The organism is Duganella sp. SG902, from assembly GCF_013376005.1.
In the GTDB taxonomy this organism is placed as follows: Bacteria; Pseudomonadota; Gammaproteobacteria; order Burkholderiales; family Burkholderiaceae_D; genus Rugamonas.
In genome coordinates this window covers 31,611-56,380 of record NZ_JABMJK010000009.1, presented here as the reverse complement: position 1 = coordinate 56,380, position 24,770 = coordinate 31,611, and the positions used below count along the sequence as shown (strand labels likewise).

Annotated in this window: 23 protein-coding genes; 17 read left to right on the top strand and 6 right to left on the bottom strand. The window is 65.7% G+C overall.

The features are described 5' to 3' along the window. Window positions 1–33 precede the first annotated feature (33 nt). From FHW83_RS19120 to FHW83_RS19110, 3 genes are all read right to left on the bottom strand, one after another. Window positions 34–444 (bottom strand): hypothetical protein, encoded by a 411-nt coding sequence (locus tag FHW83_RS19120; protein ID WP_176647940.1) that lies wholly within the window; start codon window positions 442–444, stop codon window positions 34–36. A 9-nt stretch (window positions 445–453) separates the two neighbouring features. Further along, window positions 454–1,209, bottom strand: a complete 756-nt coding sequence (locus FHW83_RS19115) for a hypothetical protein (RefSeq protein WP_176647939.1) — start codon at window positions 1,207–1,209, stop codon at window positions 454–456. Between the two features lie 64 nt (window positions 1,210–1,273). Further along, window positions 1,274–2,422, bottom strand: coding sequence for a TIGR04552 family protein (locus FHW83_RS19110; RefSeq protein ID WP_176647938.1), 1,149 nt, complete (start codon window positions 2,420–2,422; stop codon window positions 1,274–1,276). 87 nt (window positions 2,423–2,509) lie between these two features. On the opposite strand from FHW83_RS19110, the gene FHW83_RS19105 reads away from it, so the two are divergent. Beyond that, complete coding sequence (locus FHW83_RS19105; protein WP_176647937.1) at window positions 2,510–4,345, top strand: glycosyltransferase 87 family protein; 1,836 nt, start codon at window positions 2,510–2,512, stop codon at window positions 4,343–4,345. A gap of 87 nt (window positions 4,346–4,432) precedes the next feature. Then, complete coding sequence (locus FHW83_RS19100) at window positions 4,433–5,854, top strand: GntP family permease (protein WP_176647936.1); 1,422 nt, start codon at window positions 4,433–4,435, stop codon at window positions 5,852–5,854. Here the strand turns inward: FHW83_RS19100 and FHW83_RS19095 are convergent. From FHW83_RS19095 to FHW83_RS19085, 3 genes are read right to left on the bottom strand one after another with little or no spacing between them, the layout of a single operon-like run. Next, the gene (locus tag FHW83_RS19095) at window positions 5,796–6,611 is read right to left on the bottom strand and encodes a DNA-formamidopyrimidine glycosylase family protein (protein WP_176647935.1); all 816 of its coding nucleotides are present in this window, start codon (window positions 6,609–6,611) and stop codon (window positions 5,796–5,798) included. The two genes, FHW83_RS19100 and FHW83_RS19095, sit on opposite strands and share 59 nt — an antisense overlap. A 60-nt stretch (window positions 6,612–6,671) precedes the next feature. After that, window positions 6,672–7,385: a site-2 protease family protein gene (locus tag FHW83_RS19090; RefSeq protein WP_176647934.1), complete on the bottom strand. Its 714-nt coding sequence runs from the start codon at window positions 7,383–7,385 to the stop codon at window positions 6,672–6,674. A gap of 4 nt (window positions 7,386–7,389) precedes the next feature. Then, window positions 7,390–8,310 (bottom strand): DUF2167 domain-containing protein, encoded by a 921-nt coding sequence (locus tag FHW83_RS19085; protein WP_176647933.1) that lies wholly within the window; start codon window positions 8,308–8,310, stop codon window positions 7,390–7,392. A gap of 123 nt (window positions 8,311–8,433) precedes the next feature. Between FHW83_RS19085 and FHW83_RS19080 the strand changes: the two genes are divergently transcribed. The 15 genes from FHW83_RS19080 to FHW83_RS19010 all read left to right on the top strand — a co-directional run bounded on the left by FHW83_RS19080 (window position 8,434) and on the right by FHW83_RS19010 (window position 24,769). Next, on the top strand, window positions 8,434–9,909 hold the full coding sequence (locus FHW83_RS19080; protein WP_176647932.1) for an amidohydrolase family protein: 1,476 nt from the start codon (window positions 8,434–8,436) through the stop codon (window positions 9,907–9,909). Between the two features lie 42 nt (window positions 9,910–9,951). Beyond that, window positions 9,952–11,604: a M28 family metallopeptidase gene (locus FHW83_RS19075; protein ID WP_176648135.1), complete on the top strand. Its 1,653-nt coding sequence runs from the start codon at window positions 9,952–9,954 to the stop codon at window positions 11,602–11,604. Window positions 11,605–11,619: 15 nt separating this feature from the next. Beyond that, window positions 11,620–12,276 (top strand): cytochrome c biogenesis heme-transporting ATPase CcmA, encoded by a 657-nt coding sequence (ccmA, locus tag FHW83_RS19070; protein ID WP_176647931.1) that lies wholly within the window; start codon window positions 11,620–11,622, stop codon window positions 12,274–12,276. Next, a complete protein-coding gene (gene ccmB / locus FHW83_RS19065) occupies window positions 12,270–12,926 on the top strand; it encodes a heme exporter protein CcmB (RefSeq protein WP_176647930.1) in 657 nt (218 codons plus the stop codon). The genes ccmA and ccmB overlap by 7 nt, the downstream gene beginning before the upstream one ends. Window positions 12,927–12,951: 25 nt before the next feature. Beyond that, window positions 12,952–13,692, top strand: coding sequence for a heme ABC transporter permease CcmC (gene ccmC, locus FHW83_RS19060; protein WP_176647929.1), 741 nt, complete (start codon window positions 12,952–12,954; stop codon window positions 13,690–13,692). Then, window positions 13,689–13,847: a heme exporter protein CcmD gene (gene ccmD / locus FHW83_RS19055; protein WP_176647928.1), complete on the top strand. Its 159-nt coding sequence runs from the start codon at window positions 13,689–13,691 to the stop codon at window positions 13,845–13,847. The genes ccmC and ccmD overlap by 4 nt, the downstream gene beginning before the upstream one ends. Beyond that, on the top strand, window positions 13,837–14,274 hold the full coding sequence (gene ccmE, locus FHW83_RS19050; RefSeq protein ID WP_176647927.1) for a cytochrome c maturation protein CcmE: 438 nt from the start codon (window positions 13,837–13,839) through the stop codon (window positions 14,272–14,274). Before ccmD ends, ccmE begins: the two co-directional genes overlap by 11 nt. Beyond that, window positions 14,271–16,223, top strand: coding sequence for a heme lyase CcmF/NrfE family subunit (locus tag FHW83_RS19045; protein ID WP_176647926.1), 1,953 nt, complete (start codon window positions 14,271–14,273; stop codon window positions 16,221–16,223). The genes ccmE and FHW83_RS19045 overlap by 4 nt, the downstream gene beginning before the upstream one ends. Further along, entirely contained in the window at window positions 16,220–16,759 is a 540-nt protein-coding gene (locus tag FHW83_RS19040; RefSeq protein ID WP_176647925.1) for a DsbE family thiol:disulfide interchange protein, read from the top strand. The genes FHW83_RS19045 and FHW83_RS19040 overlap by 4 nt, the downstream gene beginning before the upstream one ends. Then, on the top strand, window positions 16,752–17,183 hold the full coding sequence (locus FHW83_RS19035) for a cytochrome c-type biogenesis protein (protein ID WP_176647924.1): 432 nt from the start codon (window positions 16,752–16,754) through the stop codon (window positions 17,181–17,183). The genes FHW83_RS19040 and FHW83_RS19035 overlap by 8 nt, the downstream gene beginning before the upstream one ends. Next, on the top strand, window positions 17,180–18,403 hold the full coding sequence (gene ccmI / locus FHW83_RS19030) for a c-type cytochrome biogenesis protein CcmI (RefSeq protein ID WP_176647923.1): 1,224 nt from the start codon (window positions 17,180–17,182) through the stop codon (window positions 18,401–18,403). The genes FHW83_RS19035 and ccmI overlap by 4 nt, the downstream gene beginning before the upstream one ends. Before the next feature lie 114 nt (window positions 18,404–18,517). Further along, the gene (locus FHW83_RS19025; protein WP_176647922.1) at window positions 18,518–19,336 is read left to right on the top strand and encodes a hypothetical protein; all 819 of its coding nucleotides are present in this window, start codon (window positions 18,518–18,520) and stop codon (window positions 19,334–19,336) included. A gap of 6 nt (window positions 19,337–19,342) precedes the next feature. Further along, window positions 19,343–20,791: a cytochrome c3 family protein gene (locus FHW83_RS19020; protein WP_176647921.1), complete on the top strand. Its 1,449-nt coding sequence runs from the start codon at window positions 19,343–19,345 to the stop codon at window positions 20,789–20,791. Beyond that, complete coding sequence (locus FHW83_RS19015; RefSeq protein ID WP_176647920.1) at window positions 20,788–22,782, top strand: heme-binding protein; 1,995 nt, start codon at window positions 20,788–20,790, stop codon at window positions 22,780–22,782. Before FHW83_RS19020 ends, FHW83_RS19015 begins: the two co-directional genes overlap by 4 nt. Further along, a complete protein-coding gene (locus FHW83_RS19010; protein ID WP_229224272.1) occupies window positions 22,772–24,769 on the top strand; it encodes an SH3 domain-containing protein in 1,998 nt (665 codons plus the stop codon). Before FHW83_RS19015 ends, FHW83_RS19010 begins: the two co-directional genes overlap by 11 nt. Window position 24,770 lies beyond the last annotated feature (1 nt).

Here is a 24,770-nt window from a genome sequence, read left to right as displayed (position 1 = left end):
GAAGCCCGCCTCCTTGCAGGGGCGGGCTTTTTTTTATTTGCTGCCCGGCTGGCCGGGGCTGGCGACCGAACGCGGGTTGATGACGCAGATGCCGGCGCGGCAGGTGGCGCCGGGATCGCTGACCACCGAGCAGGTCGACATCATGCCTTGCCGCTTGTCGTCGGCGCGGCGCGCGGCCGAGTGCTGTTCCACCAGTGCTTTCAGCTGGGCGCCGTCGCCGTTCTTGCTCGACCACGCGATGTAGTTTTCCGGCCCGCCGCAGGCCTTGGAGCCGACGCCGATGCTGTGGCACTGGCTGCTGTCGTCGCACGACAGGTCGGTGTTGGCGGACTGGATTTTTTGCCATAGTTCCGGCGTGCTGGCCGGCGCTTGGGCGCCGGCGCAGGCGGTGAGCACCAGCAGGCTGGCCGCGGCCAGGCGCAGGGTGTGGGCGAGGTTTCTCATGGCATGCCTTTACAGTGACGGTTGGTCCTTGAAGCTTAGCAGGGTTTCGTCCGACCAGCGCCGGTCCCAGATCGGCGCGTAGTAGGCGCGGTCCAGCAGGACCTGGCAATCGCAAAACGGCAGGGTGGCCGGGGTTTGCGTGCCGCCGGCGTGCAGCGCGGCCGGTGGCAGGTTGGCGCTGAGGTTGCCGTCGAACAGCGTGATGCCGGCCAGCGGGCGGTCGGCGAAGAACAGGTAGTTGCCGTCCGGCGCGTTGCAGATGCTTTCGGCGCTGGTGAACAGCTGGTCCAGCCAGGCGAAGAACTGGCTGTTGTTGGACAGCAGCCCGGCCTCGACCCCGACCAGGCATTCGAGCCGCAAGTCGCCCAGCCGGCGCATGCCTGCCGGCACGTTGGGGCTGCGCACCTGCGCGCGCCAGGTGAGGGTGCTGGTCTTGCGGCTGGCGATCAGGGCGGCGTCTTCCTTCAACGCCTGCTCATTGCGTTCCAGCGTGAAAGTGTGATCGGGCGCCACCGGGACCGGCAGCGAGATGCTGTCGCCGGCCACGCGCAGGGTGATGCCGTCCAGTTGCGTGGTCGGCAGGCGCGGCAGCAGCTGGAAGCGCAGCGTGGCCTGCGGCGCCAGCGCGCGGTGGCGTTCGAATATGTCCATGCCGGCGATCATCTTGCGGTAGGATTTGTCGACCGGATCGCGGGTGGACTGCACGGTCACGCTGGGCGCGCTTTGTGCCACGGCGGCGCTTGCCGCCGCCAACAGGGCCGCCATCAGAATAGTCCGTATGCGCATGACGGCAAATGGTAAGCCAGCGCGCGCGCCGGGGGCGCACGCTTCAACGCGCGGACTGGCTGTCGATCCAGCGTATTAGCTCGCGCCCGAACACGCGGGTGCGGGCGGTGTCGACCTGGCGCTTCTTGTAGGCCTCGTGGCTGGCCGGGCCGCTCAGGCTGCGCTGGTAGCTGGCTTCATCCATGAGCTGGATTTCGTATTCGAAGAAGAAGCCGACGTCGTAATCCTGCTCCGGCGCCGCGTCCAGCTGCTGCACGTGGATCATCTTGCGCACCGTGACCTGGATGCTGTTGAAGCCGACGCCGCTGTGCGGATTGTCGCAGCGCGTTTGTGGCTGGGCAATCTCGGCCAGCTCGGCGTCCATTTGCCGCAGCAGATCGAGCGGGTAGTCCTTGCTGTGCTCCAGCTGCGCCCGGTACTTGCAGAACACCTGCCTGGCGGCGTCGAGGTCGAGCAGGGTGTTGCGGGTGCGCTCGGCGTCGACGTTGGTGACCGACAGCAGGTGCGCGCGCTGCAGCGTGCGCAGGGCCAGCAGGCATTCGCAGCGGGTGGCGAACACCAGCCGCACGCCGAGGTGGTCGAAGATATCGGCGGCCAGGTAGGCGGCCTTTTGCAGCAGCTTGAGCAGGATGCTGTTGCGGCCCTTGTTGTCCTTGCGGTCGTAATGCAGCAGCGGCAGGCAGACCTCGCCGTCGGTCAGGAAATGGCGCTCGCCGTCGCCGCGTATCACTTCGTCCAGCGTGCCGAACACCTGCGCGCGGATGGCGTGGAAGTGGCGCAGCTTGAGGTTGTTGTCGATGTAGAAGATGCCGTGCATCACCTTCAGCACCGCGCACGACCACATGCGCCGCGTGTCCACCTGCTGCCCGCGCAGCGAGGCGTACACCAGCAGCGAGAGCGGATCCTCCGGCTCGGCCACTTCGGGCGGGATCAACCCGGCTTGCGATGGTTCAAGAAAGGAACAGCGGATGAAAGCCACCGCCTCCTGGTGCGCGCGGCGGATCAGCGCGGCGGCGGCCGGCTGGTCGAGGTCGAAGCCATACTCGCGCACGAACTGGCGCGCATCGTGCAAGTTGCGCAGGGCCAGCGCGCCCAGGTCGATGGCCGAAATGCCGTTGGCGATCGCGTTCAGATAAGTCCAGTTCAGCGACAACTTGCCCTCGCTCTTGAGCGAGGCTTGCAGTTCCGTCATGTCTCCTCCCACCGCTTTTATCTTGTCATAACTGCTTGCAGCTTGGAACTATAATAGCGCCTTTGCCTGTCGCCGGCCTGCACACGGATGATTAAATCGATAGATAACCGACTGGCGCCGCTGGGCGCGTGGTGGGCGCGCCGCACCGCCTTCCTCAACCATCCGCGCGCGGGCATGTGGGCCGCGTTGCTGGTGCCTGTATTGCTGGGCCTGCTGTCGCTCAGCAACGGCCAGGACGATGGCTGGGACATGCGCAACTATCATCTGTATAACGTGCACGCGCTGTTGAACGGCCGCATCGGCTTCGATCTGGCGCCGGCCGGTTTCCAGAGTTATTTCAATCCCACGCTGGACTTGCCGTACCACTACCTGAACCAGTGGCTGCCGCCGCGCGTGGTCGGTTTTGTGCTGGGCTTCGTGCACGGCTTGAGCTTTGTGCTGCTGTGCGGGATCGCGCGCCAGTTGCTGGGGGCCGGCGCGTCACGCCGGCTGGTGCTGCTGCTGGCCGGCGCCTGCCTGTTCGCGCCGGGCTTCCTGAGCGAACTCGGCAACTCGATGGGCGACAACCTGAGCGCGCTGCCGGTGCTGCTGTCGCTGTACCTGGTGCTGCGACATTGGGACGCGCTGCCGCAATGGGGCTGGCGCGCGCAAGCGGCGGTGTTGGGGGCGGGTCTGGCGATGGGCCTGAGCGCCGGCCTCAAACTGACCAACGCCACGTATGCGCTGGCGCTGTGCGCCGCGCTGCTGTGGGTGCCGCTGGCTTGGTGGCGGCGGCTGCGTTTGGCGTTCGTGTTCGGGATTGGCGTGCTGGGCGGCATCGCCACCGCCGCCGGCTGGTGGTTCCTGAAGATGTGGCAGACCTTCGGCAACCCGTTGTTCCCGCAATTCAACAACATCTTCCACAGTCCGTTGGCGCAAGAGAATGGCGTGATCGACGTCTTCTTCCGTCCGAAAGGCCTGATGGAAAACTTGTGCTGGCCTTTCATCTTTGCCGTCAACACGCGGCGGGTGTCCGAGATTCCGCTCAAGCTGGCGGTGTGGCCCGTGTTGTACGCAGTGCTGGTGGCGCTGGCCTTGGTCTGGCTGGTGCGCCGTGTGCGCGGCACCACCACCGCGCCCGCGCTGGCGCCGCGCGGCGTGGTGCTGCTGGTGTTCGTCGCCATCGCTTACCTGGTGTGGATGCGCATGTTCAGCATCTATCGCTACCTGGTGCCGCTGGAATTGCTGGCGCCGCTGGCGATCTGGCTGGCCTGGCAGTACATCGCGCCGCAGGCGCGGCGCATCGCGGGCCTGGCGCTGGCGCTGCTGGCGGTGGGTGTATTCCCGATCGCCAACTGGGGCCACGCGGAATGGGCGGACCAGGCCTTCAGCGCCGAGGTGCCGGCGATTGCCAACCCGGCGGACAGCATCGTGTTCTTCGCCCAGCCGGACCCGCCGTCGGGCTGGATGGCCAGCTTCATGCCGCCGGCCGCGCGCGTGATCGCACTGGGCACCGGTTTGCCGGAATCGCCGGCATGGCGCGCGCGTCAGCAGGCGGCAATCGCCGAACGCAAGGGGCCGCATTACCTGCTGCTGAGCGCCGCCCGCAATGACCGCGACGGAACCCGCCTGCGCAAGCTGGCTGCGGCGCGCTGGCTCGGCCTGACAGAGGACGCGGCCGGTTGCGGCAAACTGGAAAGCCTGATGCGACATGTGCGCCTGCAAGTCGAGCTGCGGCGGCTGCCGGCCGGCGGCTGTACCTTCGATTTGTTGCCGCAGCACCGGATCGACCTGGCCGCGCTGGACCGCGCCACCATCGAGCAGGCCGCGCAGCGCCTGCAAGGCTATGGCCTGCGCCTGGACACCGCCAGCTGCGGCACCCACCGTGCGGCGGTCGGGGCCGAGCCGCGTCCCTTCCTGTGGTGCGAGGTGCGCGCGCGATAGGCGTCATGCGTTCCCTGTCTTTTGGTGCGCGCGTGGCGCGGCGATAGTCTCTACAATGACATCACGCCAACTTGTTCCGGAGCCCGCATGTCCTTCCTGATCGTCCTTGCCGCACTGGTGTTCCTGATGCTGGCCGCGTATCGCGGCTACAGCGTGATCCTGTTTGCCCCGGTCGCCGCGCTGGGCGCGGTGCTGCTGACCGACCCGGGTGCGGTGGCACCGGTGTTCAGCGGCATCTTCATGGACAAGATGGTTGGCTTCGTCAAGCTGTACTTCCCGGTGTTCCTGTTGGGCGCGGTGTTTGGCAAGCTGATCGAGCTGTCCGGGTTCAGCGAGTCGATCGTGGTGGCAGCCATCAAGTACATCGGCCGCACCCGCGCCAACGCCGTGATCGTGCTGGTGTGCGCGCTGCTGACGTATGGCGGCGTGTCGCTGTTCGTGGTGGTGTTTGCCGTTTATCCGTTCGCGGCGGAGTTGTACCGCCAGAGCAATATTCCCAAGCGTCTGATGCCGGGCGCGATCGCGCTGGGCGCGTTCTCGTTCACCATGGATACGCTGCCGGGCACGCCACAGATCCAGAACATTATTCCGACCACCTTCTTCAAGACCACCGGCTGGGCGGCGCCGTGGCTGGGTGTGATCGGCTCGATCGCCACACTTGCCGCCGGCCTGGCGTTCCTTGAATGGCGCCGCCGCGGCGCGATGGCGAAAGGCGAGGGGTATGACAGCGCCACGCCCGCCACCGCCTCTGCGACTGGGACCGCCGGGACGGCGCCAGCGCGCACCGATCTGCCGCATCCGCTGCTGTCGCTGGCGCCGCTGGTGCTGGTCGGCGTCGCCAACTTCGTCCTCACCAAAATGATCCCCGGCTGGTATGGCGAAAGCTACGCGCTGACTGCTGACGCCCTGCCGGGCCTGCACGCGCCGGTCACGCTGCCGATCAAATCCGTGATCGGCATCTGGGCGGTGGAAGGCGCGCTGCTGCTGGGCATTTTGCTGACCGTGGCCACCGCCTTCGGCCGCATCCGTCTCACCTTCGCCGACGGCACCAAGGCGGCCGTCGGCGGCGCGCTGCTGGCGGCCATGAACACCGCCTCCGAATATGGCTTTGGCGGCGTGATCGCCGCGCTGCCCGGCTTCCTGTCCGTGAGCGAGGCGCTGCGCAGCGTGCCCAACCCGCTGGTCAACGCGGCCGTGTCCGTGACCTCGCTGGCCGGCATCACCGGCTCGGCCTCGGGCGGCATGAGCATCGCGCTGGCGGCCATGTCGGACCAGTTCATCCGCGCGGCCGAGGCGGCGCAGATCCCGCTGGAAGTGATGCACCGCGTGGTGGCCATGGCCAGCGGCGGCATGGACACCCTGCCGCACAACGGCGCGGTGATCACCCTGCTGGCGGTCACCGGCCTGACCCACCGGCAGTCCTACCGCGACATCTTCGGCATCACCATCATCAAGACGCTGGCGGTGTTTTTCGTGATCGCGGTTTACTACCTGACCGGGCTGGTGTGATAGGCGTCGTGGCCGCGCCGGACGTGTACAGCTTCTGGCAGCGCTCGCAATAAAAGCTGCGCCGGTGCGTCTTGCCCAGATGGGCCTTCAGGAAGGGGATCTCGCAGCGCGGGCAGATGCGCTTGGTGTGCGCCAGCCAGTGCGGCTTCAGCACATAGGCTTTTTTCCAGCGCAGGAAATCGAAGGCATACACGCGCATCTGCTCGACCAGCTCGCGCTGCTTGGCGGCCGACAGCGCGCCCACCGTGGACAGCGGATGCACGCGGATACGGAACAGCACCTCGTTCTTGAAGATGTTGCCGGCGCCGGAGAATATCTCCTGATCCAGCGTGGCGTCGCACACCAGCATGTCCGGCTTGGCGCGCAGTTTTTTCAGCGCCAGTTTCGGATCCCACTGATCCGACATCAGATCCACCCGCCAATCGTACTGGGCGTCCAGGTCGGGCGGCAGCGGCTTGACCGAGCAGGTGTAGAAATTCAACTCATCGCCATCGTCGAACCGCAGGCGCAGGCGCGGTTCCGCATCCTTGCGCTCATTGATGCGGTAACTGCCGAACATCAGCAAATGAATGCGCAGGGCCAGCGTCGGCAACTGGATCAGGAAATGCTTGCCCCAGCTGCGCAGCGCCACCACCGGCTGGCCGGCCAGCGCGCTGAAATCGACGGTCTTGCTGTTGCCCTCCGCCTGTGCGATGGTGCGTCCGGCAAAACGCGCGGTCTCATCGCGCAGGATAACGATGGATGGTCCCTCCGGCATGGCGGTCTCTCAAGCGTACAGGCTTTCAGTATGGGCGTACCGCCGCGCCCGTACCGTACGCTACTTCACCGAGCCGTCCAGCATGTCGTGCACGCTGTAGCTCATCATCGCCAGGAACGCCACCAGGCCCAGATACAGCACGCCGTAGTTGATGCGCGTGTCGCGCGCCACGGTGTAGTAGTCATCTGGCTTGGCCGGATCGCCCCAGATGGCCTCCTTGATCTGCGGATAGGCCAGTACCGCCACCAGGATCAGCATCGGACTTGGGTGATAGAAGAACAGCGCCGCCAGCAACGGCACGCCGGCCAGCCACACCTTGGGTGAGATGATGGCCGTGATGCGTCCGCCATCCAGCGGCGAGATCGGAATCAGGTTAATCAGGTTCAGCATGCAGCCCGAATAGGCCAGGGCCAGCAGGAGGCTGCTATCGTTGTTGCGAGCGAAGTAGTAGCAGATCATGGCGCCCGCCGTGCCGGCCAACGGTCCGGCAAAGCCGATGTAGGCTTCGGTCTCCACGTCATGCGGCATGTCCTTGAGCGCGATCCAGGCGCCGACGAATGGAATGAAAGTCGGCGCCCCTACCGCGAGGCCGCGCTGGCGCGCCGCCGCGTAATGGCCCATCTCGTGCACAAAGATCAGGCCCACAAAGCCGACCGCGTACCGCCAGCCATAGATCCAGCTGTAGGCCACGATGGAAATCAACATGGTGCCGCAGGTGGTCAGCAGCTTGCCCATTTTGCCGGCCGCCAGCAGCCATACGATCAGCTTGCCCATCAGCTTATTCCGGCTTGCTCAGGTCGACCGCCGTGGCTTTCTCTTCGCGCTTGCGGCCCAGCACTTTGTAGACCCAGCTGCCAATCGCCGCCACGCCGATCAGGATGAATTTCTTCAGGGCCAGCAGGACGGCGAAAATCTTGCCGAAGAAGCCCAGCTTGGCCGCGACGCCGCCCGCCACCAGCGCCGCGATGCCGTATTCCGCCACCTTGTCGGTGCTGGCATTGAAGTCGGTGTAGCGATTGCCCGCCGTGAACTCGGTGAAGCCGGTGACTTTCTTCATTTCGGTTTTGACCTGCGCAATCTGGTCCATGCCCGCCACCGCGTTCAGCACCAGCACGCCCTCGCGGCCCAGCACGCGGATGTTGTAGTTCAAGCCGTTGCCCTTGTCGCCTTCGGTATGCAATTCCTTGGCCCAGTACAGCTTGTGCTGCGCCTTGTCGTAACTGGGCTGCTCGGCCCAGCCCACCAGCGTCATCGGCGCGTAGCCTTGCTCCTTGCGGGCCTTGTTGTTCTCGACCATGCTTTCCTGGATGTCTTTCAGCAGATCGGCATAGTTGATCTTGTCGGCGTCGTCGTCCTTGACGTGGCCGTCCTTGTCATAGGTCACCACCACGCCCCAGCCGGCGGCGCTGAGCGGATTGACGTCGGCCGGCACAATCATGCCCAGCGTTTTGGCGCCCGGCGGGTTGCCCCAGCCATCGGTCAGCAGCTTGGCGGTGTCGGCCGGGTTGAGGTAGCGGAAGCTGGATGGCAGGTCCAGGGTGGCGATCTCGCCCGGCAGGGCGATTTTGCCCTCGCGGAAAGTCAGCGAGGCCAAGAACTGCTGGGAGGTCATCTTGGGCGCCTCGTCAGCGGCGGCCGCGACGACAGGCAGGGCGGCCGTGAGACTCAGGCAAAGCAGGGCGGTGATCAAACGGCGCATATGTGCTCCTTATCAGAAAACCTATATCCTACAGGAAATAATTGCAAAGTTGAAAATCGTTTATGACATTGTTCCCATGGGTGTTTCGTGGCAGTATGTCCAGCTACGAAAAAAGGGGGATGGATGCGACATCAGATCGAGTTCGCTTGTGCGGCCATGCTGCTCAGCGCCGCGGCGCTGGCGCAATCGGCACCGCCGTCCCCGTCCGCGGAAGTGCGCAAGTTCCTCCAGTACGACCAGCCGCTGATCGCGCTCACCCACGTGCGTGTGATCGACGGCACCGGCGCGCCGGCGCAGGAAGACCGCACCGTGGTGCTGCGCGATGGCCGCATCGAAGCCATCACCGACGCCGGCCGCGCGCCACCCAAGGGCGCCCATGTGATCGACCTGACCGGCCGCAGCGTCATCCCCGGCCTGGTCGGCATGCACAATCATCTGATGTACGTGGAGTCGATCAACCGCGACGAGGACGGCAAGACGCCGCCGCCGGGCGTGTTCGTCACCGAGATCGCCTTCAGCGCGCCGCGCCTGTACCTGGCTGCCGGCGTGACCACCATGCGCACCACCGGCAGCGTGGAGCCGTACACCGACCTGAATATCCGCCGCCAGATCGACGAATTCAAGATTCCCGGCCCGCACATCGACGTCACCGGCCCTTACCTCGAAGGCAAGGACACCTTCTTCCCGCAGATGGCGGTGCTGACCGAGACCGAGCACGCGCGCAAGACCGTCGACTTCTGGGCCGGCGAGGGCGCCACCTCGTTCAAGGCCTACATGAAGATCTCCGGCGCGGTGTTGGGCGCGGCCATCGACCAGGCGCACAAGCATGGCCTGAAAGTGACCGGCCACCTGTGCGCGGTCGACTATCGCCAGGCCGCCGCGCTGGGCATCGACAATCTGGAACACGGCCCGGTGTTCACCGACACTGAATTCGTCGCCAACCGCAAGCCGGATGAATGCCCGGCCGGCGGCGCGGTGGCCGCGTCGTGGGAGCGGCGCGAGATCGACAGCCCGGAAGTGCGTTCGCTGATTGCCGATCTGGTGGCGCGCAAGGTCGCCATCACCTCCACGCTGCCGGTGTTCGAGGCGTTCGTGCCGACACGTCCGCTGTTGTCGCGCAAGCAGATGGCGCTGATGTCGCCGGAGGCGCTGCGTAGCCATCTCGAGGCGCGCGCGCTGACGTCCGCCATTCCCGGCTACGCCGCGCGCCAGGAAGCGCTGCTGAAAAAGGAGATGGCCTTTGAACTGGCCTTCGTGCGCGCCGGCGGCCTGCTGATCGCCGGCCCCGACCCGACCGGCAATGGCGGCACCTTGCCCGGCTTTGGCGACCAGCGCGAAGTGCAACTGCTGGTGGAGGCGGGGTTCACGCCGCTGGAGGCGATCCGTATCGCCACCCTGAACGGCGCCCGGTACCTGGGGCGTCAGGAGAGCATCGGCTCGATCGCGCCGGGCAAGCACGCCGACCTGGTGGTGCTGAACGGCGATCCGACACGGCGCATCGCCGATATCGAAAACGTGGAAATCGTGTTCAAGGACGGCTATGGCTACGACCCGGCCAAGTTGAACGCGTCCGTTCGCGGCATGGTCGGCATACGCTGACCATTTTTTATGTAACCCAAGGAGGCTAGCTTGAAAAAAACCATGCTTGTAATGTCGCTGATCGCGGCGTTTGCAGCGACCGCCGCGCACGCGGCGAACGGTCCTGAGATCGACGCAAAACGTCTGTCGCAGGACGTGAAGGTACTGTCGTCCGACGAATTTGAAGGCCGCGGCCCGAACACCGCCGGCGAGACCAAGACCGTCGCCTATATCATCGAACAGTTCAAGGCCGCCGGCCTGCAGCCGGGCGGTGATCTGATCAAAGGCCAGACCAAGCGCGCCTGGACGCAGGACGTGCCGCTGGGCCGCTTTGAGATCAAGGGCCCGGTCAAGCTGTCGGTCAACGATGGCAAGAGCGTGCAGGAACTCAAGCAGGGCGACGACATGGCCGTGCGCGCCGCCATGAACGGCTCCAAGCTGGTGGACTTCAAGAACGCGCCGCTGGTGTTCGTCGGTTACGGCGTCACCGCGCCTGAGCGCAAGTGGGACGACTTCAAGGGCCAGGACCTGAAGGGCAAGCTGGCGGTGGTGCTGATCAACGATCCGGACTTCGAGACCGGCCAGGGCGATTTCGGCGGCAAGGCCATGACCTACTACGGCCGCTGGACCTACAAGTATGAAGAGATGGCGCGCCGTGGCGCGCTGGGCACCATCATCGTGCACGAAACCGCGCCAGCCTCGTATGGCTGGAACACGGTGAAGAACTCCAACACCAACGTCATGTACGACATCGTGCGCAAGCATCCCGCGCAAGCGCACGCGCCGATGGAAGCGTGGATCCAGCGCGACCTGGCGGTGGAGTTGTTCAAGCGCGGCGGCCTCGATTTCGAAGCGCTGAAGAAGCAGGCGCAAACGCGCGACTTCAAGCCTGCGGTGCTGAAGGGCGTGACGCTGTCGGCCAACTACGCGGTTGACGCGCAAGTCATCACCTCGAAGAACGTGGTGGCGCGCCTGCCGGGCGCGAAGAAGCCTGACGAAACCGTCATCTACAGCGGCCACTGGGATCACCTGGGCGTAGGCCTGCCGGACGCCAAGGGCGACAAGATCTACAACGGCGCCATCGACAACGGCACCGGCATCGCCGCGCTGCTGGAACTGGCGCGCGCTTACGGCAAGGCGCCCGCTCCCGCGCGCAGCGTGGTGTTCCTGGCGGTGACGGCCGAGGAGAAAGGCCTGCTGGGTTCCGAGTACTATTCGGCCAATCCGCTGTATCCGCTGGCGACCACGGTTGGCGTGATCAATATGGACGCACTGAGCCCGGAAGGCCTGGCGCGCAACTTCACCATCTCGGGCAGCGCCAAGTTGGATCTGCTGGATCAGCTGATCGCCAAGGCCAAGCAGTACAACCTGGCCTACACGCCTGATCCCCTGCCGGAAGCTGGCCACTTCTTCCGCTCGGACCACTTCCCGTTCGCCAAGCGTGGCGTGCCGGCCATCTCCTACGGCTCGGGTAACGACCTGGTTGATGGGGGCGTCGAGGCAGGCCGCAAGGCGGAGGAAGCCTACACCACCAACAACTACCACCAGCCGTCGGACGAGTGGAGCGCCAACTGGAGCTTCGCCGGCATGGCGCACGACCTGGGCATGCTGTACTCGCTGGGGCGCGATCTGGCGGAATCCAGGGACTGGCCTAACTGGTCCCAGGACGCCGAGTTCCGCGCCGCGCGTGACGCCAGCGCGGCCAAGCGCAAGTAGCCGGTCCGCGCCGCGATGACGTTACAGGCCCTTGATCTGTGCTGCGTTCGTGGCGAGCGCCGCTTGTTCAAGGACGTGTCGTTGTCGCTGGCGGCGGGACAGGCGTTGCGCGTGCGCGGCGCCAACGGCAGCGGCAAGACCACCTTGCTGCGCACCCTGGCTGGTTTGGCGCACGCCGAATCGGGCGAGGTGCGCTGGCGGGGCAGGGCGCTTGCCGCCTGCCGAGATGATTACCATGCCCAGATGATTTATCTGGGCCATGCGGCCGCCGTGAAGGATGAGCTGCTCGCTTGGGAAAACCTGGTCTACAGCGCGCGGCTCAACGGCCGCGTGCTGGATCGCGCCGCAGCCGAACAATCGCTGGCCGCGCTGGGCCTGGGCCGCGCGGCGCAACTGCCGGCGCGATCGCTGTCGCAAGGCCAGCGCAAACGATTGGCGCTGGCGCGCCTGCATGGCGCGGAAGGCGAGGCCGCGCCGCTGTGGATACTCGATGAACCTTTCAACGCGCTGGACCAGGACGCGGTCGCCGCGCTGTGCGCCGCGCTGGACCGGCACTTCACGCGCGGCGGCATGCTGGTCTACACCACCCACACCGACCTGCCGCTCAATCCCGCGCAGGCGCTGGAACTGAACCTCGACCGCCCCGGCGCGCCGAAAGCGCCACCATGCTGACCGCCTTCCTTGGCGTGATCCGCCGCGACCTGCTGCTGGCGATGCGTAACCGCGCGGATGTGCTGTCCTCCGTTTTCTTCTTCGTCATCGTCGCCGCGCTGGCGCCGTTGGGCCTTGGCCCCGAACCGGCCATGCTGCGCACCATCGGCCCCGGCATGCTGTGGATCGCCGCGCTGTTGGCCTCCATGCTCGCGCTGAACCGCCTGTTCGCGCAGGACCACGCCGACGGCACTCTCGAACAAATGCTGCTCTCGCCCGAGCCGGCGACCCTGCTGGTGGCCGGCAAAATCCTCGCCCACTGGCTCACCACCGGCATTCCGCTGATCGTCCTCTCGCCACTGCTGGCGCTCCAATTCGGCCTGCCCGCCGAACAAGTCCTCATCCTGATGGCCAGCCTCGCATTGGGCACGCCCATCCTCAGCCTGATCGGCGCCATCGGTGCCGCCCTCACATTGGGCGTACGCGGCGGCGGGGTGCTGATTGCATTATTAGTTTTGCCACTGTACGTACCAGTACTAATCTTCGGCGCCGGCGCAGCTGTGGCGCCAGATCCACAATCGCATTTATTTTTACTGGGAGGCCTGCTCGCAGGCGCCGTGGCACTGGCTCCGTGGGCCACGGCGGCGGCTTTGCGCATTGCACTGGAGTGACAGAGGTAGATACAATGTCATCCTCATGAAAAACCAGTTTAACAGTTTGCTCTACCGCTGGGCGTCGCCGCAGCAGTGCTATCCGTTGGCAGGCAAACTGGTTCCCTGGTTTGCCGCATTGGCGGTCTTGCTGACCGTCGCCGGTTTGTACGTCGGCCTGGTGATGGCGCCGACCGACTGGCAGCAGGGCGACTCCTACCGCATCATCTACGTCCACGTGCCAGCCGCCTGGATGTCCATGGTGATCTACCTCGCGATGGCCTTCTGGGCAGGACTGGGCCTGGTGCTCAATACCCGTCTGTCATCCATGATGGCCAGCGCCCTCGCTCCCACCGGCGCCATATTCACCGCGTTGGCCCTGTGGACCGGCGCGCTGTGGGGCAAGCCGACATGGGGCGCCTGGTGGGTATGGGACGCGCGACTGACCTCTGAATTAATACTGCTGTTCCTCTACATCGGCTTCATGACACTGCAATCCGCCATCACCGACCCACGCCGCGCCGACCGCGCAGGCGCCGTGCTGGCATTGGTCGGCGTGGTGAACATCCCCATCATCTACTTCTCCGTGAAGTGGTGGAACACCTTGCACCAGGGCGCCTCCGTCAGCCTGACCGCCGCGCCCAGTATGGCCGCGATCATGTTGACCGGGATGCTGCTGGTGGCGCTGGGCGCATGGTCCTACACCTTCGCCGCAGCGCTCGCGCGCCTGCGCTGCATCATTCTCGAACGCGAGAAACGCAGCGCGTGGCTCAAGGAGGCCGTATGAGCGAATGGCTGCGCATGGGCGGTTATGGCCTGTACGTATGGGGCTCCATCGGCGCCGCGCTGCTGCTTCCTGTATGCGAAAGCGTGGCGCTGCGCCTGCGCCGACGCGCCGCGCTGGCGCAACTGAAACATCAGCAGGACCACGATGAAACCTAGACAAAAGCGCCTGGCGCTGGTGGCGGCGGGCCTGGCCCTGCTGGCGCTGGCGGCCTGGCTGATCTCGTCCGCCTTCCAGAAGAACCTGGTGTTCTCCGTCACGCCGACCGAGGTGCTGGCCAGCCCGGACCGCGCGCGCAATCTGCGCATGGGCGGCCTGGTGGAAAAGGGCAGCCTGCGCAGGAATGGCGACGGTGTCACCGTGGACTTCATCATCACCGACTTGGCGCAGCGTGTGCCGGTGCGCTACAGCGGTATCCTGCCGGACCTGTTCAAGGAAGGCAAAGGGGCTGTGGTGCAGGGCAAACTGGGCGCGGACAGCGTGTTTGTCGCCACGGAGGTGCTGGCCAAGCACGATGAAAACTATATGCCGCCGGACGCCGCGCGCGCACTGAAAGAGGCCGCCGAGGCCAAGGACAAGAAATGATTCCAGAACTGGGTTCCTTCGCGCTGATGCTGGCGTTTTGCGTCGCGCTGCTGCAAGGCGTGATGCCGCTTTTCGCGTCGCTGCGCGGCGGCGCCACAGCCGGCCGCTGGATGGCCGTCGCCCGCCCCGCCGCCTACGCGCAGGCTTTGCTGGTGACGTTCGCCTTCGCCTGCCTGGTGCAAGCCTTTGTCGCGAATGACTTCACCGTGTTGTACGTCGCCTCGCACTCCAACACCCTGTTGCCGCTGCATTACCGCATCTCCGCCGTGTGGGGCGGGCACGAAGGCTCGCTGCTGCTGTGGATTCAGATTCTGGTGCTGTGGACCGCCGCTGTCGCCGCGTTGAGCCGACAGCTGCCGGCCGAGGTGGTGGCGCGCGTGCTGGGTGTGATGGGCCTGATCAGTGTCGGCTTCCTCGCCTTCATCCTGTGGACCTCGAATCCGTTCGAGCGCCTGCTGCCCGGCGCGGCGGAAGGGCAGGACCTCAACCCGCTGCTGCAGGACATCGGCATGATCGCGCATCCGCCACTGCTGTACATGGGCTACGTCGGCTTCTCGGTGGCGTTCGCGTTCGCCATCGCCGCGCTGATCGGCGGCCAGCTTGATGCCGCGTGGGCGCGCTGGTCGCGTCCATGGACCCTGGTGGCGTGGATCTTCATGACGCTGGGGATCTTCCTCGGCAGCTTCTGGGCCTATTACGAATTGGGTTGGGGCGGCTGGTGGTTCTGGGACGCGGTGGAAAACGCCTCCTTCATGCCATGGCTGGTCGGCACGGCGCTGATCCACTCGCTGTCCGTGACGGAAAAGCGCGGCAGCTTCAAGAACTGGACCGTGCTGCTGGCCATCATGGCGTTCGCGCTGTCGCTGCTGGGCACCTTCCTGGTGCGCTCGGGTGTGCTGACCTCCGTGCACGCTTTCGCCACCGACCCAAAGCGCGGCTTGTTCGTGCTGGTGTTCCTGGCGCTGGTGGTGGGCGCCTCGCTGCTGCTGTACGCATGGCGCGCGCCGCAGGTCGGCCTTGGCGGCCGTTTCGCCATGTTCTCGCGCGAGTCGCTGCTGCTGGTGAATAACGTGCTGCTGGTGGCCGCCGCGGGCACCGTGTTGCTGGGTACCCTGTACCCGCTGTTCCTCGACGCGCTGGGTATGGGCAAGATCTCGGTTGGCCCGCCATACTTCGAAACCGTGTTCGTGCCGCTGATGGCGCCGATGCTGCTGCTGTTGGCCGCCGGCCCGTTCCTGCGCTGGAAGCAGGCTGGCTTCAAGGACGTGCGCAGCCTGCGCTGGGTCGGCGCGGCTGCGGTGCTGCTGGCGCTGGCCGCCGCCGTCGCTGTCGGCATGTCGCCGCTGCTGGTCATGGGCCTCGCGCTGGCCGCGTGGATTTTGCTGGGCAGCGTGTGGCATCTGCTGCAGCGCCTGCGCGTGTTCGAGGACAACCGCACGCGCTTCAGCCATCGCCTGTCCACGCTGCCGGGCAGCTATTGGGGCATGCTGATCGCGCACGCCGGCATCGGCGTGTTCGTCATCGGCGTCACGCTGGTGAAGGGCCGCGAGATTTCGCACGATGTGCCGATGCGCAGCGGCGATATCCATCACGTGGGCGGTTACGATTTCCGTTTTGTCGGCTTGCGGAATGTGGAAGGCCCGAATTATTCGGCGGTGCGCGGCACGTTCGATGTCACGCGCGACGGCAAGCACATTGCCACGCTGTTGCCGGAGAAGCGCCAGTTCGCGTCCGGCGGCATGCCGATGACCGAGGCGGCCATCGATCGCGGTCCGACGCGCGACCTGTATCTGGCGCTGGGCGAAGAGGTCAAGACCGGCAACTGGATCGTCCGCATCCAGCACAAGCCGTTTGTGGCGTGGATCTGGGCCGGCGCTTTGTTGATCGCATTCGGCGGGCTGCTGGCGGCGCTGGACAAGCGCTATCGTCTGAAGAAAGGCAAGGCATGAAACGCTTTATTCTGCCGCTGGGCGTATTCGTCGCGCTGCTGGGATTCCTGTGGGTGGGTTTGCATCTGAACCCGCGCGAGGTGCCGTCGCCATTGATTAACAAGCCGGCGCCAGTGTTTTCGCTGGCGCAGCTGCACATGCCCGAGCGTCAGATCGGCACGCGCGACATGGCGGGGCAGGTGTGGATTCTGAATGTATGGGCTTCGTGGTGTGTGGCTTGCCGCCAGGAGCATCCTGTGCTGATGGAGCTGGCACGCATGAAGCTCGCGCCCATCGTCGGCCTGAATTACAAGGATGGCCGCGACGACGGCATCGCCAATTTGCAGCGTGAGGGCGATCCGTATCTGGTGTCGGCGTTCGATCAGGATGGCCGCGTTGGCATCGACTATGGCGTGTACGGCGTGCCGGAGACGTTCGTGATCGACAAGCGTGGGATCATCCGCTACAAGCAGATCGGCATCCTGACGCCGGAAGTGGTGACGGGCACGCTGGTGCCGTTGATCGCAAAGCTGAACAAGGAGAGCGGCAATGGTTAAATGGATTGCCGCCTTGCTGATGGCATTGGCCTTGTCGGCCCACGCCGACGCAGATCTGGACAAACGTGCCGCCGCGCTGGAAGAGGAGTTGCGTTGCCTGGTGTGCCAAAACCAGACCATCGCTGATTCTCACGCCGGCCTGGCGTCCGATTTGCGTCGCGAAGTGCGCGAGCAGCTGGCGCAGGGCAAGTCCGAGCAGGAGGTGCTGGACTTCATGGTGCAGCGCTATGGGGATTTTGTCTTGTATCGTCCGCCGGTGAAGTCGACCACGTGGCTCTTGTGGTTTGGGCCGGCGTTGCTGTTGCTGGCAGGTGTGGCGTTGTTGATGTCGCGCCTGCGCGCGGCGCGGCGCGAGACCGCGCCATCGGAAGAGGATATGCAACGCGCCCGCGCGCTGCTGGATAACGACAAGGAGCAGCCATGAACGGCTTCGTATTCGCCGCCGCGGTCATGTGCGTGCTGGTCCTGTGGCTGCTCTTGCGTCCATTGCTGTCGCGCGCCGGCGTGACCGCCGCGCCGCAGGCGGACCAACTGAACCTGGCCGTCCTGCGCGACCAGCTGCGCGAGCTGGAAGCGGACCGCGAGCAAGGCAGCATCGACGCCGAAGCCTACGCCGCCGCCCGCCGTGAACTCGAACAGCGCGTGGCCGAAGACGTTCATCCCACCGCCCATACCGGTGGTGCGCAGGCGGCACTCACGCCGGCGCGCTGGCAGGCCGCCGTGCTGGCGCTCGCGCTGGCCGCCGGCGCCGGCGCGCTGTATGCCTCGCTTGGCACGCCGCAGGCGTTGACCGCGCCGGCGGCCGCACCTGTCGCCGCCGGCCAGGGCCTCGATCCGCATACCAGCAATGAAGCCGAGGCCATGGTCGCCAAACTGGCCGAGCGCATGGCGCGTGAGCCGCAGGATCCCAACGGCTGGGCGCTGCTGGCGCGCTCCTACAGCGCCATGGGCCGTTTCGTCGCCGCCAGCGGCGCCTACGCGCGCCTGATCACGCTGATCCCGGACGACGCCCAGATCCTGGCCGACTACGCCGACGTCCTCGCCATGACGCAAAACCAGAAACTGCACGGCGAGCCGGAACGCCTGCTGGCCCGCGCCCTGGCCGCCGATCCGAAAAACGTCAAGGCCCTGATCCTGTCCGGCGACGCCGCGTTCGAACGCACCGACCTCGCCGCCGCCGCCCTGCACTGGCAGGCCGCGCTGGCCAACGCCGCCCCGAATTCCGAATTCGCCCAGATGGCGCGCGACAACCTGGCCCACATCGGCGCGCCGGTGGAGGGCGCGGCCGCCGCTACGCCGGCCACCACCACGGCCATCAGCGGCACCGTCGACCTGGATCCCGCCTTGCGCGCGCAAGTAGCGGACGGCGACACCCTGTTCGTGGTGGCCAAGGCCGCCGACGGCCCGCGCTTCCCGCTCGCCGTGTTGCGTAAACAAGTGCGCGATTTGCCTTTGCAATTCACCCTCGACGACAGCATGGGTATGATGCCTGGCGTGAAAATGTCACAATTTGACAAACTTGTCGTGACCGCACGCATCTCCAAAACCGGCAACGCCATCGCCGCGCCCGACGACCTGGAATCGCCCCCGCAATCCGCAAAACCAGGCGATACACGCATACAGTTGCGTATACGCGCCAAATAAAAATATCCCCCAATTACCCATGCCAGATAGTGTTAGACTGCCGGTATATAGTTGACTATTTGCAATTTAAGTTGATTAAACAGACACCAGCCTCTCCCGCCAGAAGTCACAATTATGTTGCAAGACAATTTCATGTCGTACCAGCGTTTCCGCTACGCCAAGTGGGCTATCGTCCTGCTGGCCGCCTGCATCGCGCTGTATGTAGTCGATAATCCGCCGATCAAACCGGGCGGCGGCACCATCCTCGGTTATGGCCTCGGCACGCTGGGCGCGCTGCTGATCGTGTTTTTGCTGCTGCTCGGCGTGCGCAAGCGCGCCTACGCCTCGCGCATGGGCACCCTGCGCGGCTGGTTGTCTGCCCACGTTTATCTTGGCCTGGCGCTGGCGGTGGTGGCCACGCTGCACTGCGGTTTTGAATTCGGCTGGAACGTCCACACCTTTGCCTACGCCCTCACCATGGCCGTCATCGTCAGCGGCATCTGGGGCGTGGTGCTGTACCTGCATCACCCGTCGCTGATGGGCGACCTGCTGGATGGCCGCACGCTCGACCAGATCGCGCAAGACCTGCGTGACCTCGATGACCGCTGCCGCATGCTGGCGCAAGGCCGCCCGCCGATGCTGCTGGCGTTGGTGGAGGAATCGGCGGCGTGCGAGATCTTTACTAAACGCCGCCAGCGCCTGACCGGCCGCAATCGCCATTGCGCCACCGCGCGCGTGCTGAAACGCCTGCGTGAAGTGGGCGACCAGGCCGACCCCAACTCCAACGAAATCTATACCCTGCAGTTTCGCCGCCTGCAGCAGCTCAAGCGCATCCGCTCCTTCGTGCGCCTGCGCACGCTGACGGAAATCTGGTTGCTGTTCCATGTTCCGATGTCGATCGCGCTGCTGGTGGCGCTGGTGGCCCACATCGTCTCGGTCTTCTTCTACTGGTAATCGCTTATGCAATCCCGTAACAACGATAAGCTCCAGAAGGAGATCGACGCGCTGCAACGTCCGCTGGTCGGCCGGCGCGGCATGTCATGGCTGCTGTTTGTGCTGGTGCTGCTGGGCGCCCTGGTGCTGCCGGTGATGGCCTCGATGTGGCCCGCGGTATTCCAACCGGTGGAAGAGCAGGCCACCAAGCTGCGCAAGACGCCGGCCGCCGCGCCGGTGCTTAACCATGCGTTCGTGCGCGCCTCGCCGACCGCTTTTGGACTGGACGCGCAATGGAATCCCGGTACGTTGTCGTCGTCGCATCAGCCGTTTGGACTGGACTGCAAGTCCTGCCATTCCGCGCCGTTCCAGCAGGTGCAGGACAAGGACTGCCTTGCGTGCCATCGCGGTATCGGCAACCACGTGGCCGACAAGATCGCGTCGATGCCGGCGCTGCACGAAACCCGCTGCGCCACCTGCCACCGCGACCACCAGGGCGCGGAAGGGCTGGTGTCGCAGAATCGCCGCTATATCGGCGCTGGTTGCGCGTCCTGCCACGGCGACCTGGAAAGCAAGCTGCCCGGGACGCAAGTCGCCAACGTCAAGGACTTCGCCAAGGCGCACCCGCAGTTTCGCGTGCAGGTGGCGGCTTCGGAAACCACTTTTGTGCGCCTGCGCCAGGGCAGCCAGCCGATCGGCCAGGCCAATACGCTCAAGTTCCCGCACGATAAACACTTGGCCGTGGGCGGCATCGCCGGCCCGAATGGCAAGACCCGGCTGGAATGTGCAAGCTGCCACCGCCCGACCGAGAGCGGCGCCGGCTTCCAGCGCGTGACCATGCAGCGCGACTGCCAGTCCTGCCACACGCTGGCTTTCGAGCCGGCGCTGTCGCAGCGCCAGGTGCCGCACGGATCGCCGGCCGAAGTGCTGTCCACGTTGCGCGAGTTCTATGGCTACGTCAACAGCAGCAAGGTCGCCATCGATACGCCGCCGGTCAACGGTCCGGTGTTCACGGTTCGCCCGGGCGACGCGCAGCGCGCGCCGGCCAGTTTCGTGCAAGGCCCGGGCGATGCGCGCGCACGCGCCGCCGCCGCCGCGACCGAACTGTTCGAGAAAACCTCGTGCGTGGTCTGCCACGATGTGAGCCGCGTGCCCGGTCCGGGCAAGGTCGGTACGCCGGGCGCCGATCTGCCGCAGTGGAAGATCGCACCGGTCACGCCGCAGCACGCGTGGATGCCGAAAGCCGGTTTCGATCACGCCGCCCACCGCCAGGCTCCATGCGCGGACTGCCACCTGGCAGCCAAGTCGGGCAAGTCCAGCGATGTGCTGATGCCGACCATTAAAGAGTGCCGCGATTGCCATGCCGGCACCGAGCCGGTGGTCGGCAAGGTGAAGTCGGATTGCGCGATGTGCCACGGTTATCACATGCCTGATCTGCATGCCGGTCCTCAAGCGGCGAAGGCGATGAAGCCATGAGCGCGCAGCGAATCACGAAAGTACGCGGCGCCACGGGCCGCGTTCCGCGCCGGCTGGGAGCCGGCCCGTGGGCTGGTGTGTTGGCGGTGGCGCTGGCCATGCTGACGGCGTGCAGCGGTGGTGGCGGCTCGTCCGGCGGCACGGCTGGAGGCGGCGGCACGGGGGGCGGATCTTCCGGCGCCTGCTTCACGCCGGCCGCCACGCCACAGTCCATCACGGCGGCGGAAGTGGAGCAGGTATTGGCCCAAGGCGCGGAGGCGGCCTCCAAACTGGGCGCCAAGGCCACCATCGCGGTGGTGGACCGCGCCGGCAACGTGCTGGCGGTTTATCGCATGACGGGCGCCGGCGCCACGGTGAATATCCTCAGCGGCAGCGGCAAGAACAGCGCGGACAATCCGCAAGGACTGGACGGCCTGAGTGGCCTGATCGGCTCCGACCTCGCGGCGGTGGCCAAGGCGCTGACTGGCGCCTATCTGTCCTCGTCCGGCAACGCATTCAGCACCCGTACGGCGAGCTTTATCGTGCAGGACCACTTTGTGCCGGGCATCGCGCAGACCGCCGGCGGTCCGCTGTTTGGCGTGCAGTTCAGCCAACTGCCTTGCGGCGATCTGGTTCAACGCGGCGCCGGCATCGGCATTGGCCCCAAGCGCTCGCCGTTGGGCCTGGCCGCTGATCCGGGCGGTTTCCCGTTATATAAAAACGGCCGGGTGGTGGGCGGCGTGGGTGTCATCGCCGATGGTGTGTACGGACTCGATCCCTCGCCAACCACCAGCGGCGCGGATCTGGATGAGCGTATCGCCTTGTCGGCGCAGAGCGGTTTTGCGGCGCCGGATTGCATCCACGCCGACCGCATCACGGCCGGCGGCGTGACGCTGACGTACGCGAATTCGGCCTCGCAGCCGGTCGCCGTCACGGCCACGCGCGTCAGCGGCATGGCGGGCGGCCTGCTGGCGGTGGATGGCTACTACGACGGCGCCGGCATCCTGGCCGGTACGGCATTTGGCGAGCCGGCGTCCGGCTTTGTCGCGCAGGGCGGTTCGCAGATCCTGGTGAACGCGGCGCAGGGCAACCGGTATCCGGCCAGCGCCTCGCTATCGCCGTTGCCAGTTGCTTCCGGTGGCGCCGGCATGAGCGCGGTGGAGGTACAGGAGCTGCTGTCGCAGGCGCTGGGCGTGGCGGCGCAGGCGCGCGCGCAGATCCGCATTCCGGTCGGATCGGCGGCGGAGGTGACGGTATCGATCGTCGATGCGGGAGGCCATGTGCTGGGTCTCGCACGCAGTGGCGACGGGCCGGTGTTCGGCGTGGACGTGTCCCTGCAGAAGGCGCGCACGGCGGCGTTCTTCTCGTCGGCCGGCGCGTCGTCGGCGATTTCCGCCTTGCCGCAGCTGGGCTACTTCAACGGTTCGCTCAAGCAGGGCGCGTTGTTTGGCGTGGATGGCTATATGGCGTCATCGCGCAGCTTCTTTGGGAACGCGGCGGCGTTCAGCGACGGCGTGGCGTTTTCGGCGCGCGCGATCGGCAATATAGCGCGGCCTAATTTCCCGGACGGGATAGATGGCAATCCGGCCGGGCCGTTGTCCAAGACCACGGCCACATGGAGCCCGTTCAACGTCGGCCTGCAACTGGATCTGGTATATCCGTCGCTGGTAGGCGCGATCCTGTCGCCGTCGTCGGCCAATCGCAGCTGCACCGGCAACGCGATCGGGCTGGAAAACGGCATGCAGACTTTCCCCGGCGGCTTCCCGATTTATCGCGGCACAACCTTGATCGGCGCGATCGGCGTGTCCGGCGACGGCGTCGATCAGGATGACATGATCGGTATGCTGGGCGTGTCGCGCGCGGCGTCGTCGCTCAAGACCGGTATCGGCCACGCGCCGGCGTCGCGCCGCGCTGACACGCTGGCGCCGAAAGGCCGCAACCTGCGTTATGCCCAGTGCCCGCAGGCGCCGTTCAACAACAGCACAGAGCAGAGCGTGTGTGATGGCATATAAAACCGCGTTCTCTTTTGGTGTGGCTGCAGTTCTGGTGGCGGTCGCCGCGCAGGCTGCGCCGCAGCAGTTGCAGGTGCTGGCCGTCACCGTACCGGTGCGCGCCGAACCTTCGGCCAAGTCGCTGCCGCTGGCCGAGCTGTCGCGCGGCGCGATGGTTGGTATTCTTGAGCAGCGCGGCGACTGGTACAAGGTGCCGCTGGATGCACAGCGCGCCGGCTGGATCCAGATGGTGCCTGCGGAATATGGGGAAATGACGATAGAGGTCTTCGACGCCCCCGGCGCGGCACGCGCTCCGGAAGCCGCCGATGGCATCACGCCCGCACGTCCGGGCGCAAACGCCGGCGTGCCGCAACTGGCCGTTCTGCCTGCGATCGATCCATCGCAGGTGCCGCCGCCGCAAGCCAACCTGCCGCGTGAATCCCTGCCGATAGCGGACCGCTGGCGCCTGATGCAAACCTTGGGCTTCAAGTTCCCATGGTATGACCCATACAACCAGAACGCCCTGAAAGCCGACCTGCCCGTCCTCAAGCAGTACGCGCCGGATCTGTTCTTCAACCTCGGCGTGGTCTCCGACTCGCTGCTGGAGCTGCGCCGCCTGCCGACGCCGGTGGCCGGCCAGATCGGCATCGCGCCGGGCGCCAACGACATCTTCGGGCGCGGCCAGCAAACGGTGATGGTGCAGAACCTGATTCTGAACCTGGGGCTGATCAAGGGCGACACCACGTTCCGGCCGCCGGACTATGAACTGCGCTTCGTCCCGGTGTTCAACTTCAACCGCGCCTTGGTGCAGGAGGCGGGCGCGCTGCGCATCGACCCATCGCAGGGCAAGCGCCGTACCGACAACTTCGTGGGCATACAGGAGATGTTCGCGGACGTCCACCTGCGCAACGTCTCCGACCGCTACGACTTCGACAGCCTGCGGGTTGGCATCCAGCCGTTCACCAACGATTTCCGGGGCTTCCTGTTTCAGGACTCGCCGTTCGGCGTGCGCTTGTTCGGCAATCGCGACAACAACCGCTGGCAGTACAACATCGCCGCGTTCGCGCGCTTCGAGAAAGACAGCAACAGCGGCTTGAACGCGGTCGGCAAAGGACTGCGCAAGGATCAGGTCTATCTGGCCAACTTGTATCGCCAAGACTGGCCGTGGGTCGGCTTCACGTCGCAGGCCAGCGTCGTCCACAACCGCAATGCGGACACCGAAAAAGCCTACGACACCAACGGCTTCCTGGTGCGTCCGGCTTTCCTGGGCGATTTGCGCTCGCACCGCTACCACGTCACCTACCTGGGCTACAGCGGCGACGGGCATATCGGCGCGTGGAACCTGTCCACGGCCACGTATCTGGCGTTCGGCCACAACGAACACGACCCGCTGGCGCATGGCGCGCAGCGGATCCGCGCGGGCTTCCACGCCAGCGAACTGTCGCGCGACTTCAGCTGGATACGCGCACGCGCCTCGCTGGTGCTGGCTTCCGGCGACAAGGACCCGTACGACAACAAGTCCACCGGCTTCGACGCCATCCTGGAAAACCCGCAGATCGCCGGTTCCGATACCAGCTTCTCGATCCGGCAAGGTTTGCCGCTGATCGGTGGCGGCGGCGTGGCGCTGTCCGGCCGCAACGGCATATTGCCTTCGCTGCGGTCATCGAAAGATGAAGGCCAGTCCAACTTCGTCAATCCCGGCCTGGCGCTGGTTGGCGTGGGCGCGGACATGGACCTGCTGCCGGAACTGCGCGTGTTCGGCAATGTCTCCTATCTGCGCTTCATGGACACCCGTGTGCTGGAAGTGCTGCGCGCGCAGGCGTTGCCGTCCAAGGAGATGGGCATCGACCTGTCGGTGGGCATGCACTGGCGGCCGTTCTACAACCAGAACGTCATCATCAACAGCTCGGTCGCGGCGCTGCGTCCCGGCAAAGCGCTCAAGGCCCTGTATGGCGACAAACAGGGCACGCTGTATTCCGTTTTATTCAACATGGTCCTGACTTACTGAC